At 70.9% G+C, this 15,098-nt stretch carries 11 protein-coding genes, 1 tRNA gene and 1 riboswitch; of the genes, 10 read left to right on the forward strand and 2 right to left on the reverse strand.

Features of this window, described 5'->3' with window-relative positions:
• The 9 genes from KUM32_RS25130 to KUM32_RS25170 all read left to right on the forward strand — a co-directional run.
• A partial coding sequence (locus KUM32_RS25130; RefSeq protein WP_254406093.1) for a cytochrome P450 occupies positions 1-1,337 on the forward strand: 1,337 nt, incomplete at its 5' end.
• A 143-nt stretch (positions 1,338-1,480) separates the two neighbouring features.
• Positions 1,481-2,524 carry a transglycosylase family protein gene (locus tag KUM32_RS25135; RefSeq protein WP_217144229.1) on the forward strand — a complete coding sequence of 348 codons (1,044 nt, stop codon included), beginning with the start codon at positions 1,481-1,483 and terminating at the stop codon, positions 2,522-2,524.
• A gap of 183 nt (positions 2,525-2,707) precedes the next feature.
• Positions 2,708-2,873, forward strand: a riboswitch (cyclic di-AMP (ydaO/yuaA leader).
• Positions 2,874-2,877: 4 nt separating this feature from the next.
• Positions 2,878-3,609: a transglycosylase family protein gene (locus tag KUM32_RS25140; protein ID WP_217144230.1), complete on the forward strand. Its 732-nt coding sequence runs from the start codon at positions 2,878-2,880 to the stop codon at positions 3,607-3,609.
• A 302-nt stretch (positions 3,610-3,911) separates the two neighbouring features.
• Positions 3,912-5,192, forward strand: a complete 1,281-nt coding sequence (eno, locus tag KUM32_RS25145; protein ID WP_217144231.1) for a phosphopyruvate hydratase — start codon at positions 3,912-3,914, stop codon at positions 5,190-5,192.
• A gap of 202 nt (positions 5,193-5,394) precedes the next feature.
• Positions 5,395-5,868 (forward strand): septum formation initiator family protein, encoded by a 474-nt coding sequence (locus KUM32_RS25150; protein WP_217144232.1) that lies wholly within the window; start codon positions 5,395-5,397, stop codon positions 5,866-5,868.
• 29 nt (positions 5,869-5,897) lie between these two features.
• Positions 5,898-6,485, forward strand: a complete 588-nt coding sequence (locus tag KUM32_RS25155) for a DUF501 domain-containing protein (protein ID WP_254406095.1) — start codon at positions 5,898-5,900, stop codon at positions 6,483-6,485.
• Positions 6,482-7,423, forward strand: a complete 942-nt coding sequence (locus tag KUM32_RS25160) for a Ppx/GppA phosphatase family protein (protein ID WP_217144233.1) — start codon at positions 6,482-6,484, stop codon at positions 7,421-7,423. The genes KUM32_RS25155 and KUM32_RS25160 overlap by 4 nt, the downstream gene beginning before the upstream one ends.
• 418 nt (positions 7,424-7,841) lie before the next feature.
• Positions 7,842-9,251 (forward strand): NAD(P)/FAD-dependent oxidoreductase, encoded by a 1,410-nt coding sequence (locus tag KUM32_RS25165; RefSeq protein ID WP_217144234.1) that lies wholly within the window; start codon positions 7,842-7,844, stop codon positions 9,249-9,251.
• A gap of 515 nt (positions 9,252-9,766) precedes the next feature.
• Positions 9,767-11,068: a class I SAM-dependent methyltransferase gene (locus KUM32_RS25170; protein WP_217144235.1), complete on the forward strand. Its 1,302-nt coding sequence runs from the start codon at positions 9,767-9,769 to the stop codon at positions 11,066-11,068.
• Between the two features lie 107 nt (positions 11,069-11,175).
• Here KUM32_RS25170 and KUM32_RS25175 read toward each other — a convergent pair whose 3' ends face one another.
• Both KUM32_RS25175 and KUM32_RS25180 read right to left on the reverse strand, forming a co-directional pair.
• Positions 11,176-13,704, reverse strand: coding sequence for an ABC transporter permease (locus tag KUM32_RS25175; protein WP_217144236.1), 2,529 nt, complete (start codon positions 13,702-13,704; stop codon positions 11,176-11,178).
• Positions 13,705-13,748: 44 nt separating this feature from the next.
• Positions 13,749-14,519 (reverse strand): ABC transporter ATP-binding protein, encoded by a 771-nt coding sequence (locus tag KUM32_RS25180; RefSeq protein ID WP_217144237.1) that lies wholly within the window; start codon positions 14,517-14,519, stop codon positions 13,749-13,751.
• A 403-nt stretch (positions 14,520-14,922) separates the two neighbouring features.
• On the opposite strand from KUM32_RS25180, the gene KUM32_RS25185 reads away from it, so the two are divergent.
• Positions 14,923-15,006 (forward strand) — tRNA-Leu (locus tag KUM32_RS25185).
• Positions 15,007-15,098: the final 92 nt, after the last annotated feature.

The raw sequence follows: 15,098 nt of genomic DNA on the forward strand, positions 1-15,098 counted from the left end.
GCCCCGAACCCGGTGAGACCGGTGATCCCACCCCCGGTGGCCCCGGCGCCGGCGGACCCGCCCCCGCGCTCTTCACCTGGGAGTTCGCTGCCGACCCCTATCCCGCCTACGCCTGGCTGCGCGAGCACGCCCCCGTGCACCGGACGCGGCTGCCCAGCGGGGTGGAGGCCTGGCTGGTCACCCGGTACGCCGACGCCAGGCAGGCCCTGGCCGACCCGCGGCTGTCCAAGAACCCGGCGCACCACGACGAGCCCGCGCATGCCAAGGGCAAGACCGGCATTCCGGGCGAGCGGAAGGCCGAGTTGATGACCCACCTGCTGAACATCGACCCGCCGGACCACACCCGGCTGCGGCGACTGGTCAGCAAGGCGTTCACGCCCCGCCGGGTGGCCGAGTTCGCGCCACGGGTGCAGGAACTCGCCGACGACCTGATCGACCGGTTCGCCGGCACGGGGTCCGCCGACCTGATCCACGAGTTCGCCTTCCCGCTGCCCATCTACGCCATCTGCGACCTGCTCGGCGTCCCCCGCGAGGACCAGGACGACTTCCGGGACTGGGCGGGCATGATGATCCGGCACGGGGGCGGCCCGCGGGGCGGGGTCGCACGGTCGGTGAAGAAGATGCGCGGCTACCTCGCCGACCTCATCCACCGCAAGCGTGCCGCGCTGCCGCCCGAGCCCGGCCCCGGCGAGGACCTCATCTCCGGCCTCATCCGCGCCTCCGACCACGGCGAGCACCTCACCGAGAACGAGGCCGCGGCCATGGCCTTCATCCTGCTCTTCGCAGGGTTCGAGACCACGGTCAACCTCATCGGCAACGGCCTGTACGCCCTGCTCACCCACCCCGGGCAGCGGGCCCGCCTGCAGACGTCCCTCGCCGCCGGCGAACGCGGCCTGCTGGAGACCGGGGTCGAGGAACTCCTGCGCTACGACGGTCCGGTGGAGATGGCCACCTGGCGCTTCGCCACCCGGCCGCTCACCATCGGCGGACGGGACATCGCGGCGGGCGACCCCGTCCTCGTCGTCCTCGCCGCCGCCGACCGGGACCCGGAGCGGTTCACGGACCCGGACACCCTGGACCTCGCGCGCCGGGACAGCCAGCACCTCGGGTACGGCCACGGCATCCACTACTGCCTCGGCGCCCCGCTCGCCCGGCTGGAGGGGCAGACGGCGCTCGCCACGCTCCTCACCCGCCTCCCGGACCTGCGCCTCGCCGCGGAACCGGCCGAGCTGCGCTGGCGCGGCGGACTCATCATGCGCGGTCTGCGCACCCTGCCCGTCTCCTTCACACCGGGCACGTCATCGGCCGACAAGGGTGGCCCGGCGACGCAAAAGTGACACGCGCTCAACTCTGTGATCTTCACGTGATCTGTGCGGGATGAACTTGTGACAGGCGATCATCTGCCTATACGTTCACGGATCAGCGTGGTGGGGAGCATCGTCCACCGCGTGGCCCACGTCGTCTCGTGAAAGGTCGTCGCATGCTCTCCGGGAACGGTCGTCACCGCCGCCCCCGCCAGGCTCCCGCCCTGGTCGTCGCCGCCGGAGTGACCGGCTCCGCCATCGCGATCCCCCTCCTCGGCGCCACCGGCGCCCACGCGGCCGACGGGGTGAACTGGGACCGGGTCGCCGAGTGCGAGACCGGCGGAGCCTGGAGCCAGAACAGCGGCAACGGGTACTACGGCGGCCTGCAGCTGTCCCAGGAGGCATGGGAGCAGTACGGCGGTCTGGCGTACGCGCCGAGCGCCGACCAGGCCAGTCGCGCCCAGCAGATAAGAGTCGCCGAGAAGATCCACGCGGCCCAGGGCATCGCCGCCTGGCCGACCTGCGCCGTGCTCTCGGGGCTGGGCGACGACCGGGTGCCCGCGGACAGCGGTACGGCGGCGACGGGTGACGGCCCGTCGAAGGGGTCGGACACCTCGGGGACGTCGACCGCCCCCGAGTCGGCCGAATCGCCGGAACCGTCCGGTGTCTCCGGCTCCTCCGGTCCGGCCGGGACGACGGAGCCGACGTCCGGCACGTCGCCTTCCTCTTCCGCCCCGCCGACTCCTGACTCCTCGTCGGCCACGGAGGACGAACCGGCCAAGTCCGACACATCCACCGAATCCGATTCCACGGCGCGCACCGACCGGCGCGGGTCCGGCGGTTCGTCCACGGCCACGCCCGAGGACGGGGAGACGGGCAAGGCGGGGCAGGAGGGCGGCACTTCGGGGCTCACCGACACCGGGGACTCCGGTTCGGGCCGGCACCGCGGCGGCAGTGCCGACGAGGGGACGGCGGACGGCCGTACGGCTGGGTCGTCGGGCCGGCACGCCTCGCGCGGCGAGGGTGGCGCGCGGGAGGTCGTGGACGGCTCCTACACCGTCCGTTCCGGTGACAGTCTCTGGGGCATCGCCGACTCCCTTGAGATCGACGGCGGATGGCACTCGCTGTACGCCGGCAACAAGACGGTCGTCGGCGACGACCCGGACCACATCCTGCCCGGTCAGACCCTTACGGTCACGGGCGAACCGGTCGAGAAGTAGGGGGAGTTCGCGTCACGGTTCGGGGGCGTATGTCCGTTTTGGATCTCGTGAGAGATAGGTCTCAGAAGCCGTGATCGTCTTTGAAAAACCGCGGAGCGCGTGCCTACGGTCATGACCGCTCGCCACCGCGGGCCCCGGTTGCCGCAACGCCGAATCCTGCCAGCGGCCGTCCGGGAACAGTCGTCGCGTCGAGCGCCGAAGGCAGGAGCGGGGGACCCAAGGTAGGTGCCGCACCGGGCAGTTGACCGGAGCGGCTAGGGGTGGAGCCGAGTTCCGTGAGGAACCCGGCCGGGCAACTCAACCGGCCCGAACCCGACAGCTCACCTCGCAGGCGTCGGTGAGGGGATCGATCCATGCTGTTCTCCGGCAAGGGCAAGCACCGTCGTCCGTCCAAGGCCACCCGTGTCATCGCCGTCGCCGGTGTCACCGGCGCGGCCGTCGCCGCCCCGCTGATGGCGGCCGGCAACGCCTCCGCCGCCACCGCGTCCGAGTGGGACACCGTCGCCCAGTGCGAGTCCGGCGGCAACTGGTCCATCAACACCGGCAACGGCTACTACGGCGGCCTGCAGTTCTCCGCCTCCACCTGGGCCGCCTACGGCGGTACGCAGTACGCCGCCACCGCCGACCAGGCCACCAAGGCGCAGCAGATCGCGGTCGCCGAGAAGGTGCTCGCCGGTCAGGGCAAGGGTGCCTGGCCGGTCTGCGGCACCGGCCTGTCGAACGCCGCGTACACCGGTGGCGGCTCGGGAGGGACCCAGGACAGCGGTTCCTCGCAGGGCTCCGACTCCGGCGGCTCCGAGAGCGCGCAGAGCCAGAGCGGTGGCTCCACCGAGCGTTCCACCGAGCAGAAGGCCTCCCGCTCCGCCGAGCGTCCGGCGGCCAAGAAGGAGACCGTCACCACCCCGACCGGCAAGAAGGTCGAGAAGGGTGACGGCGAGTACAAGGTCGTCGAGGGCGACACCCTCAGCTCGATCGCCGAGGCGCACGACGTCAAGGGTGGCTGGGCGAAGCTGTTCCAGCTGAACGACGACATCGTCGACGACGCCGACCTGATCTACCCGGGCCAGCAGCTGCACCTGAAGTAAGCGGCGGCCCCCTTGCTCCCGTCCCGGTGCGTGTTCCCCCGTACGCGCCGGGACGGGATTTTCACGTTCCGCCCCCGCCGCCGCTCCTGGGCCCCGCTCCCGTCCCGCTTCGCTCCCCGATTCCGCCTCCGTTTCCGCGGACGTCTTTGTTCCGTTCGGAAACAATTTACTCTCGGTTCTGTCCATCGGGTGGGCGACCGGCTGGCCGATCGCCCGGAGCCGGTTAGGCTCGTCCCGCAGAGCCGCTGCGGTCCTGCGGACCCGCGTCACACCGAAGCGTCACATTGAAGAAGGAGATGCTCGTGCCGTCCATCGACGTCGTCGTAGCCCGGGAAATCCTGGACTCCCGAGGCAACCCCACGGTCGAGGTCGAGGTCGGCCTCGACGACGGCAGCACGGGTCGTGCCGCCGTGCCGTCCGGTGCCTCCACCGGCGCCTTCGAGGCCATCGAACTCCGTGACGGCGATGCCAACCGTTACCTGGGCAAGGGCGTCGAGAAGGCCGTCCTGGCCGTCATCGAGCAGATCGGCCCGGAGCTCGTCGGCTACGACGCCACCGAGCAGCGCCTGATCGACCAGGCGATGTTCGACCTCGACGCCACCGACAACAAGGGCTCGCTCGGCGCCAACGCCATCCTCGGCGTCTCGCTCGCCGTCGCCCACGCCGCCTCCGAGGCCAGCGACCTGCCGCTCTTCCGCTACCTGGGCGGCCCGAACGCGCACCTGCTGCCGGTGCCGATGATGAACATCCTGAACGGCGGCTCGCACGCCGACTCCAACGTGGACATCCAGGAGTTCATGATCGCCCCGATCGGCGCGGAGTCCTTCTCCGAGGCCCTGCGCTGGGGCGCCGAGATCTACCACACCCTGAAGAAGGTCCTGAAGAACAAGGGCCTGGCCACCGGCCTCGGCGACGAGGGCGGCTTCGCCCCGAACCTCGGCTCCAACCGCGAGGCCCTCGACCTCATCCTCGAGGCGATCAAGGAGGCCGGCTACACCCCCGGCGAGCAGATCGCCCTCGCGCTCGACGTCGCCGCGTCCGAGTTCTACAAGGACGGCTCCTACACCTTCGAGGGCAAGGAGCGCTCCGCCGCCGAGATGACCGAGTACTACGCGGAGCTCGTCGACGCGTACCCGCTGGTCTCCATCGAGGACCCGCTGTTCGAGGACGACTGGGAGGGCTGGAAGACCATCACCGACAAGCTCGGTGACAAGGTCCAGCTCGTCGGCGACGACCTGTTCGTCACCAACCCGGAGCGCCTGGCCCGCGGCATCGAGGAGGGCGCCGCCAACGCCCTGCTGGTCAAGGTCAACCAGATCGGTTCGCTGACCGAGACCCTGGACGCCGTCGAGCTCGCCCAGCGCAACGGCTTCAAGTGCATGATGTCCCACCGCTCCGGCGAGACCGAGGACGTCACCATCGCCGACCTGGCCGTCGCCACCAACTGCGGCCAGATCAAGACCGGCGCACCGGCCCGCTCCGAGCGCGTCGCCAAGTACAACCAGCTGCTGCGCATCGAGGAGATCCTCGACGACGCGGCGGTGTACGCCGGCCGCAGCGCGTTCCCGCGCTTCAAGGGCTGACACAGTAGGCAGCGTCGTCCGTACGTCCCCGTACCCGGTCCCGTACCGTGTGCGGGGACGTACGCGCGTATGACGGCCGTGACGAGGCATGAAGGCGAACGGGAGGCGGGGACATGGCGGTGCTGTGCTGTCCCGGGGGACGACCCCCGGACCCCCGGCCGGGCGGCGAGGCAGCCGGCGTGGGCACGCGAGGTGAGGCTCCGTGACGGGCCGGGACCGCTTCTCCACCGCGACCAGGATCCGGATCATCGGGGAGCAGACCGCGGCCCGGGTCTACCGCTCGCAGACCAAGCGCCAGGCCCGCCGCTCCCGGCTGACCGGCCGGGCCGCGCTGCTGGCGATGGTGCTCTGCTCGCTCGTCGTGGCGCTCGCCTACCCGATACGGCAGTACGTCGCCCAGCGCGCCGAGATCGCCGACCTCCGGCAGGAGCGGGAGGCGACCCGGCAGCGGGTCGAGGACCTGCGCGACCTCAAGGCACGCTGGCAGGACGACGCCTTCGCCGAGCAGCAGATCCGGCTGCGGTTGCACTACGTGATGCCGGGGGAGACGGGGTTCGTCGTCATCGACCCGGACGCGGCCAAGCAGGCGCGCACCGACGTCGGCGCCGCGGACCGCCCCTGGTACCGCAACGTCTGGGCCGCGGTCGACAAGGCCGACGCCGCCCGCCGGCAGTGACTCAACAGGAAGACCAGCAGAAGACAGCCATGCAGACTCCCCCGCCGACCACCGAGCGCACCGAGCCCACCGAAGCGGACGTCGAGGCGTTCAAGCAGCAGCTCGGGCGCCCCCCGCGCGGTCTGCGCGCCATCGCGCACCGCTGCCCCTGCGGACAGCCGGACGTCGTGGAGACGGCACCGCGGCTGCCCGACGGCACGCCCTTCCCCACGCTGTACTACCTGACGTGCCCGAAGGCGGCCTCCGCCATCGGCACGCTGGAGGCGAACGGCGTGATGAAGGAGATGACCGAGCGACTGGCCACCGACCCGGAGCTGGCCGCCGCCTACCGGGCCGCGCACGAGGACTACATCCGGCGCCGCGACGAGATCGAGGAGCTGACCGGCTTCCCGAGCGCGGGCGGCATGCCCGACCGGGTCAAGTGCCTGCACGTGCTGGTCGCCCACTCGCTGGCCGCCGGGCCGGGCGTCAACCCGCTGGGCGACGAGGCGATCGCGATGCTGCCGGAGTGGTGGCGCAAGGGGCCGTGCGTGTCCCCCCGGAACCTCACGGACCCCTCGGACCTCACGGACCCCTCGGACCTCACGGACCTCACGGACGAGGAGGACGGCAAGTGACCCGTGTCGCCGCAGTCGACTGCGGTACGAACTCCATCCGGCTGCTGGTCGCCGACGCCGACCCGGCCACCGGTGAGCTGACCGACCTGGACCGCCGCATGACCATCGTGCGGCTCGGCCAGGGCGTCGACCGCACCGGGCGGCTGGCGCCCGAGGCCCTGGAGCGGACCTTCGCCGCCTGCCGCGAGTACGCCGACGTCGTCACGGCGCACGGCGTGGAGCGGCTGCGCTTCGTGGCGACGTCCGCCTCCCGGGACGCGGAGAACCGGCAGGACTTCGTACGCGGGGTGCTCGACATCCTCGGTGTGGAGCCGGAGGTCATCTCCGGCGACCAGGAGGCCGAGTTCTCGTTCACCGGCGCCACCAGGGAGCTGGCGGGGCGGGACCACCTGGACAAGCCCTACCTGGTCGTGGACATCGGCGGCGGCTCCACCGAGTTCGTCGTCGGCGACGACCACGTGCGCGCGGCCCGCTCGGTGGACGTCGGCTGTGTGCGGATGACCGAGCGGCACCTGGTGCGCGACGGGGTGGTCACCGACCCGCCGTCGCCGGAGCAGGTCGCGGCGATGCGGGCCGACATAGCGGCGGCCCTCGACCTGGCCGAGGAGACCGTGCCGCTGCGCGAGGCGCGCACGCTGGTGGGGCTGGCGGGCTCGGTGACGTCGGTGTCCGCGATCGCCCAGGAACTGCCCGCCTACGACTCGGCCGCCATCCACCACTCGCGGGTCTCCCGCGACCGGGTCCGCGAGATCACGGACTGGCTGCTGCGCTCCACCCACGCCGAGCGCGCCGCGGTGCCCTCCCTGCACCCGGGCCGTGTCGACGTGATCGCCGCCGGAGCCCTCGTGCTGCTCTCGGTCATGGAACGCACGGGCGCGGAGGAGGTCGTCGTGAGCGAGCACGACATCCTCGACGGCATCGCGTGGTCGGTGGCGTAGCGGTCCGCGGTCGTGGTCTGAGCAGGCCGGACGCCGTTTGAGCGGCCACGGGGGGCCCGCGAGGGCCCCCCGGTGACATCCCGTCGGAAAACTTCGTGAAGTTCTTCACAAGGAATTGGGCCCGGGCGGGCGACGCGAGGGGGCCGGTTGACCCTTTTGGGGGTTCAACGGCCCTTTGAACGTGTTCAGGACGGTGCCCGGAAGGGGTGTCCGACAGGGGGCCGGGGAGAGTGGTTCACCGCCCCCGGCGGCGCCAAGGGGCAGCTCACGCGGCATTGACAACGGAGTGCGGGGGGATCTGGTTCCCTTCCTCACCATGACCTCCGTCACGTGGATGGCGGATGGTAACACAGCCCTTACATGAGCTTGTGAAGGGGCGCACGAACCACCCCCCTGGGCCGGGTGGATACTCGATGGCATGAGCACCACGGAGCGTCCCAGGATCCTCGTAGTAGGCGGTGGGTACGTAGGCCTGTACGCAGCTCGACGCATCCAGAAGAAGATGCGTTACGGCGAGGCGACCGTCACCGTCGTCGACCCGCGGTCGTACATGACCTACCAGCCCTTCCTCCCCGAAGCCGCCGCCGGCAGCATCTCCCCGCGGCACGTCGTCGTCCCCCTGCGGCGCGTGCTTCCCAAGGCGGAGGTCCTCACCGGCCGGGTCACCACCATCGACCAGGACCGCAAGGTCGCCACGATCGCCCCCCTGGTGGGCGAGGCGTACGAGCTGCCGTTCGACTACCTGGTCATCGCCATGGGCGCGGTCTCCCGCACCTTCCCGATCCCCGGCCTCGCCGAGCAGGGCATCGGCATGAAGGGCATCGAGGAGTCCATCGGCCTGCGCAACCACGTCCTGGAGCAGCTGGACAAGGCCGACTCCACCACCGACGAGGAGATCCGCCGCAAGGCGCTCACCTTCGTCTTCATCGGCGGCGGTTTCGCCGGCGCGGAGACCATCGGTGAGGTCGAGGACATGGCCCGCGACGCGGCCAAGTACTACAAGAACGTCTCCCGCGAGGACATGCGCTTCGTCCTCGTCGACGCCGCCGACAAGATCCTTCCCGAGGTCGGACCCAAGCTCGGCCAGTACGGCAAGGAGCACCTCGAGGGCCGGGGCGTCGAGATCTACCTGTCCACCTCCATGGACTCCTGCGTCGACGGCCACGTGGTGCTGAAGAACGGCCTGGAGGTCGACTCCAACACCATCGTGTGGACGGCCGGCGTCAAGCCGAACCCGGCGCTCGCGCGCTTCGGTCTGCCGCTGGGCCCCCGCGGCCACGTCGACACCGAGGCGACCCTCCAGGTCAAGGGCACCGACTACATCTGGGCCGCGGGCGACAACGCCCAGGTGCCGGACCTGGTCGGCCGCAGGGCGGGCAACGAGAACGCCTGGTGCCCGCCGAACGCCCAGCACGCGCTGCGCCAGGCCAAGGTCCTCGGCGACAACGTGGTCTCCGGCATGCGGGGCTTCCCGCAGAAGGAGTACAGCCACGCCAACAAGGGCGCGGTGGCGGGCCTCGGCCTGCACAAGGGCGTCGCGATGATCGTCATGGGCAAGATGAAGATCAAGCTCAAGGGACGTCTCGCCTGGTACATGCACCGCGGCTACCACGGTCTCGCGATGCCGACCTGGAACCGCAAGATCCGCGTCTTCGCGGACTGGACGCTCGGTATGTTCCTCAAGCGCGAGGTCGTCTCCCTCGGCGCGATGGAGACCCCGCGCGAGGAGTTCTACGAGGCCGCCAAGCCGGCGCCGGCCGCCGCGCCGAAGGCCGCCGACAAGGGCGAGCAGCCGGCGAAGGCCGAGGAGAAGGCCAAGGCCTCCTGACCTCCGGTCGCCTCCAGCCGTAGCAGCCCGAAGGGGCCGCCTGCCATCCGTGGTGCGGGCGGCCCCTTGGCCTTGCCCGCGCCCCGCGCGTCACCGTGCGCCGTGCCCGCACACCGCGTGTCACCGTGCGCCGTGCCGCACACCGCCCGGGGCGCTGGGCACCCCACCACGTCTCGCGCCGCCCACCGCTTCCCGCGCCGCCCGCGCCCCGCGCCTCAGCGTGCGCCGTGCTCGCACACCGCCCCGGGGTGCTGGGCACCCCACCACGTCTCGTGCCGTCCGCGCCCCGCGCCTGTCTCACGCCCGGCGCGTCGACCGCGCGTCGTCCCTCGTGCGGCCCCGCGTCACACCCCTCCCGCGCCGCTTCCCCGGGGTTGCGCCGACAGGGCGACAAAACCCGTGGTGTGTACAAGTACTTTGCTCACTCGTAACGCGTGCCGAGGACTGTACGGCGGGCTCCAGGGTGTTTACGTGGGTGCTGGACATTCCGGGATAGCTCGTCACGGAGGTACGCCATGGCTGACGCCGCGCTGCGGCTGCAGAGCCTCTTCGAACAGTTGCTGGGGGCACCCCTCCCGGTGCGTATCCGCGCCTGGGACGGTTCGCAGGCGGGTCCGCCGGGCGCGCCCACCCTCGTCGTCCGCCACCGCAGGGCCCTGCGCCGCCTGCTGTTCAAGCCGGGCGAACTCGGCCTGGCGCGCGCCTGGGTGGCCGGGGACCTCGACATCGACGGCGACCTCTTCACCGCCCTCGACCTGCTCGCCGGACTCATCTGGGAGCGCGGCGAGGACGCCCGGGGCCTCGTCGAGGCCCTCCGTGACCCGGAGGTCCGGGCCGCCGTGCGCGGCCTGGTCAAGCTCGCCGGCCCGCCGCTGCCGCCCGCCCCGCCACCGGAGGAGGTCCGCCGGGTCCGCGGCCACCTGCACACCAAGCGCAGCGACAGACGAGCCATCAGCCACCACTACGACGTCGGCAACGACTTCTACGAACTCGTCCTCGGCCCGTCCATGGTGTACTCCTGCGCCTACTGGCCGGCCCCCGAGTCCGAGGGCGGCACCCTGGAGGGCGCCCAGCTCGACAAGCTCGAACTGGTCAGCCGCAAGCTCGGCCTGAGCCCCGGCCGGCGCCTTCTCGACGTCGGCTGCGGCTGGGGTTCCATGGCGATCCACGCGGCGCGTGAGCACGGCGTGAGCGTCGTCGGTGTCACGCTGTCCCAGGAGCAGGCCGCGTACGCCCGCAAGCGCGTCGCCGACGAAGGGCTCACCGACCGGGTGGAGATCCGCGTCCAGGACTACCGGGACGTCGCCGACGGGCCGTACGACGCCATCTCCTCCATCGGCATGGCCGAGCACGTCGGCGCCAAGCGGTACCTGGAGTACGCCGTCGACCTGTTCAGGCTCCTCAGGCCCGGCGGACGGCTGCTCAACCACCAGATCGCCCGCCGCCCCCAGCGCGACGAGACCACCTACAGCGTCGACGAGTTCATCGACTCCTACGTCTTCCCCGACGGCGAACTCGCCCCCGTCGGCACCACCGTGACCCAGTTGGAGCGCGCCGGGTTCGAGGTGCGCGACGTGGAGTCGATCCGCGAGCACTACGCGCTCACCCTGCGCCGCTGGATCGCCAACCTGGAGTCCGACTGGGCGACGGCCACGCGGCTGGTCAGCCCCGGCCGCGCCCGTGTGTGGCGCCTGTACATGGCCGCCTCCGCGCTCTCCTTCGAGCGCAACCGCATCGGCGTCAACCAGATCCTCGCCGTGAAGACCCCCGACGCGGGCGGCTCAGGCCTGCCGCTGCGCACCCGTACCTGGAACTGAGCGGGCGCCGTGCGGACGCGGGGAACTCGGAACGCCGGGGCCCCGGACGCCCGAGGGCCCCGCTCCCACCCGGGAACGGGGCCCTCCTCCTCCGTCCGTACCGGCGGCTACTCCGCCTTGATGGCCTGGAGCATGTTCAGGCGCGCCGCCCGGCGGGCCGGCCAGAGCGCCGCCAGAACACCCACCACCGCGGCCAGCAGCAGGAAGACGCCCATCCGGCCCCAGGGCAGGACCAGCTCGTACGTCGGCATCGTCGCGCCCATCAGCTCACCGGCCGCCCAGCCGAAGAACACGCCCAGGCCGATACCGAGCACCCCGCCGAAGAGGGAGATCACCAGGGACTCCAGGCGGACCATCCGCTTGATGCCCTTGCGGTCCAGGCCGATCGCCCGCAGCATCCCGATTTCCTGGGAGCGCTCGAAGACCGACATGGCCAGGGTGTTGATGACACCGAGGACGGCCACGATCACCGCCATGGCCAGCAGGCCGTAGAGCATGTTCAGCATCAGCGTGAACATCTTCGCCGTCTCGTTGGAGATGTCCTGCTTGTCCTGGATCTTGATCGCCGGGTTGGTGTCCAGCGCCTTCACCAGGCTGTCCTTCGCGGCCGAGGAGGCCCCGTCGGACATCTTCACCATCACCTGCATGTCGACCGGGTCCAACTGGTGCGGGGCGACGTTGGGGAGGTCGACCATGATGCCGCTGATCATGTCGTTGCCCTCGTAGACACCAGCGACCCTCAGCTGCTGCTTCGCGCCGTCCTCGTAGGCGGCGGTGAAGGCGGAGCCGGCCTTCCAGCCGTGGTCCTTCGCGGTGTCGGCGTCCACGACGACGTTCGTGCCGCCGACCTCGAAGGCGCCCTGCTCGACCTTCAGGTCGGTCAGCTCGCCGATCACGGAACCGGTGACTCCGGTGAGGTACTCGGTCTCCCCGTCGATGCGGGACTCCGCGTTGCGCAGCGGGCTGACGGCGGTGACCCCGTCGGCCTTGGCCAGCTTTCCGGCGACGTCCGGGGAGAGCTGGTTGCCGTTGGCCATGGAGACCACGTAGTCGGCCTTGATGGACGCCGACGCCATCTTGTCGATCGACTTCTGCAGGCTGCCCGCCATCACCGTCATGCCGGTGATCAGGGTGAGGCCGATCATCAGCGCCGAGGCGGTGGCGGCGGTGCGGCGCGGGTTGCGCACCGAGTTCTGCCGGGCCAGCTTGCCCGAGACGCCGAACACGCGCAGCACGGGCGCGGCGGCGGCGATCAGCGGGCGGGACAGCAGCGGGGTCAGGATGAACACGCCGATGATCAGCAGCACCGCGCCCATGCCCATCGGGGCCTGCCCGTCGGAGCCGCTCATCGTGGTCGCCGCGAGGACGACCGCGACGCCGGCGGCCGAGACCAGCGCGCCCAGCGTGTTGCGCAGCACCAGCGACTTGGTCGTGGCCTTGGCGTGCACGCTGTTCATCGCCGCGACCGGCGGGATCTTCGCCGCCCGGCGGCCCGGCAGCCACGCCGCCAGCATGGTGACCAGGACACCGACCGCGAGGGCCGTGACGATCGTGCCGGGTGAGATCACCAGCGGCCCGTCGGGCACGACCGCGCCCATCGAGCCCATCAGGGAGCGCATCCCGGCCCCGATGCCGATGCCCGCGAGCAGACCGGTCACCGCGGCGACCACGCCCACCACGAACGCCTCGATCAGCACCGACCGCGTGACCTGCCGGCGGGAGGCGCCGACCGCGCGCATCAGCGCCAGTTCCCTGGTGCGCTGGGCGACCAGCATCGTGAAGGTGTTGGCGATGATGAACGTACCGACGAACAGCGCGATGCCGGCGAACACCAGCAGCCCCTGCTTCATGCTGCCCATCTGCGAGGAGATCATCTTCGCCTGGTCGTCGGCCAGCTCCTGGCCGGTGGTGGTCTCGACGAGGTCCTTCGGCAGCACCCTGTCCAACTGCGCCTTCAGCGCGGCCTGCGTGACACCGGCCTTCGCCGTGACGTCGATCTCGTCGTACGTGCCCGCCTTGCCGAACAGCTTCTGCGCGGTCGCCGTGTCGAACAGGGTGAGGCTGCCGCCGGCCGCGACGTTGCCGTCGTCGGTGGTGAAGACGCCGGTGACCTTCGGGGTGAGGACCGGGCCCTCGACGGACATCCGCACGGTGTCGCCGACGCCGTAGCCGGTGCGCTCGGCGGTCCTGGAGTCGATGAGGATCTCGCCCTCGCCCTTCGGGGCCCGCCCGTCGACCAGGGGGTACCGGGGGTCCTCGGCCCCCCAGTAGTTGCCGCCCTTCGTGCTCCAGCCGTCGCCTATCAGGTCGCCGTCCTTGTCGGCGACGGCGGTGAAGCCGGAGACGACGCCGATCGCGGAGGCCGCGCCGGGCACCTTCGCGCTGTCGTCGAGGAGTGCCTGCGTCAGTTCGGGAGCCTTGCCGACCTTGTCGCCCTCGGCGTCCTGGTACTCGGTCGTCACGGCGACGTCGACCTGGTCGAACCCCTTGGCGGAGCTGCTCTCCAGGGCGTCGGTGATGGTGTTGGTGAAGACCAGGGTGCCCGACACGAACGCCACGCCGAGCATCACGGCGAGCACGGTCATCAACAACCTGGCCTTGTGCGCGAGAACGTTGCGCAAGGCGGTACGGAACATGGGTCTTCTCTGTCCAGACGTACGGGGGAGGGGCGGGCGGGACGTCAGCTGGTGCGGCCCTTGGCGTCGAACCGCTTCATGCGGTCCAGCACCGAGTCGGCCGTCGGCCCGTACACCTCGTCGACGATGCGGCCGTCGGCGAGGAAGACCACCCGGTCCGCGTACGCGGCCGCCACCGGGTCGTGGGTGACCATCACGACCGTCTGCCCCAGCTCACGCACCGAGTTGCGCAGGAAGCCCAGCACCTCGGCACCGGAACGGGAGTCGAGGTTTCCGGTCGGCTCGTCACCGAAGATGATCTCCGGCCGGGAGGCCAGCGCCCGGGCCACGGCCACGCGCTGCTGCTGACCGCCGGAGAGCTGGGAGGGGCGGTGACCGAGACGTCCCGACAGCCCGACCATCTGGATCACGGAGTCCAGCCACTGCTTGTCCGGCTTGCGGCCCGCGATGTCCATCGGGAGGGTGATGTTCTCCAGCGCGGTCAGCGTCGGCAGCAGGTTGAACGCCTGGAAGATGAAGCCGATCTTGTCCCGGCGCAGCTTCGTCAGCTGCCTGTCCTTCAGGGAGCCCAGTTCGGTGTCGCCGATGCGCACCGAGCCGGAGGAGAAGGTGTCCAGCCCGGCGACGCAGTGCATCAGGGTGGACTTGCCGGAGCCGGAGGGGCCCATGATCGCGGTGAACTCGGCCTGCCGGAAGTCGACGGAGACGCGGTCCAGGGCGACCACCTGGGTCTCACCCTGGCCGTAGATCTTGGAAAGTTCCGTGGCGCGTGCGGCCACGGCGGTGGACCGGTCGGCGATGGGTGCGGTGGTCACGGGAAGGTGCTCCTGTCGGTACGGCGTGTGCTCGGGGACGTCGTCCATCCTTCCGGCCACCGGGCGCCGTGTAGTCAGCCGCAGTTCCGGTTCCCAGGGGCGACTCCGGTCGGACGTCCCGGCCCCGTGTACTACCTGAGGATGACGGGCGCCCCTGACGGAGCCGCCGCGGCCCGTGCGGTGCGAGAACGGGGCGGGCGTCCTGTTGAGACGGTGAAATTCCGTCATTCCGCATGCATGGCCGAGCAGCGCGAGCAAGGCTGTGGTCATGTGTGGACGGCCCGACCCCGGGAGCTGATGCCCCCTCAGGTGCCAATAAAATAAGACAACATCGGTCCGCTCGCCTCCGGTTCGCGGGTGTGCCCCGATAGGCTCAAGGCACTCGAAGCGGAGCCCATGGCCTGCCCGGATGGTGGAATGCAGACACGGCGAGCTTAAACCTCGCTGCCCCTTCGCGGGCGTGCCGGTTCAAGTCCGGCTCCGGGCACTTCCGACGTCTTCGTCCCCGTGCGTCCTCCACCGGGACGACCGATGCGTCGCGGCACCGTCCGCGTCATCGTGACCGGCCCCGCCGGAGCC

This window comes from Streptomyces sp. AC627_RSS907, assembly GCF_019049165.1.

Excerpts from the sequence above, each read along its gene's own strand:
- KUM32_RS25175 (WP_217144236.1), bottom strand. The coding sequence starts at position 13,704 with ATGTTCCGTACCGCCTTGCGCAACGTTCTCGCGCACAAGGCCAGGTTG.
- KUM32_RS25135 (WP_217144229.1), top strand. The coding sequence starts at position 1,481 with ATGCTCTCCGGGAACGGTCGTCACCGCCGCCCCCGCCAGGCTCCCGCC.
- KUM32_RS25165 (WP_217144234.1), top strand. The coding sequence starts at position 7,842 with ATGAGCACCACGGAGCGTCCCAGGATCCTCGTAGTAGGCGGTGGGTAC.
- KUM32_RS25140 (WP_217144230.1), top strand. The coding sequence starts at position 2,878 with ATGCTGTTCTCCGGCAAGGGCAAGCACCGTCGTCCGTCCAAGGCCACC.
- KUM32_RS25170 (WP_217144235.1), top strand. The coding sequence starts at position 9,767 with ATGGCTGACGCCGCGCTGCGGCTGCAGAGCCTCTTCGAACAGTTGCTG.
- KUM32_RS25155 (WP_254406095.1), top strand. The coding sequence starts at position 5,898 with ATGCAGACTCCCCCGCCGACCACCGAGCGCACCGAGCCCACCGAAGCG.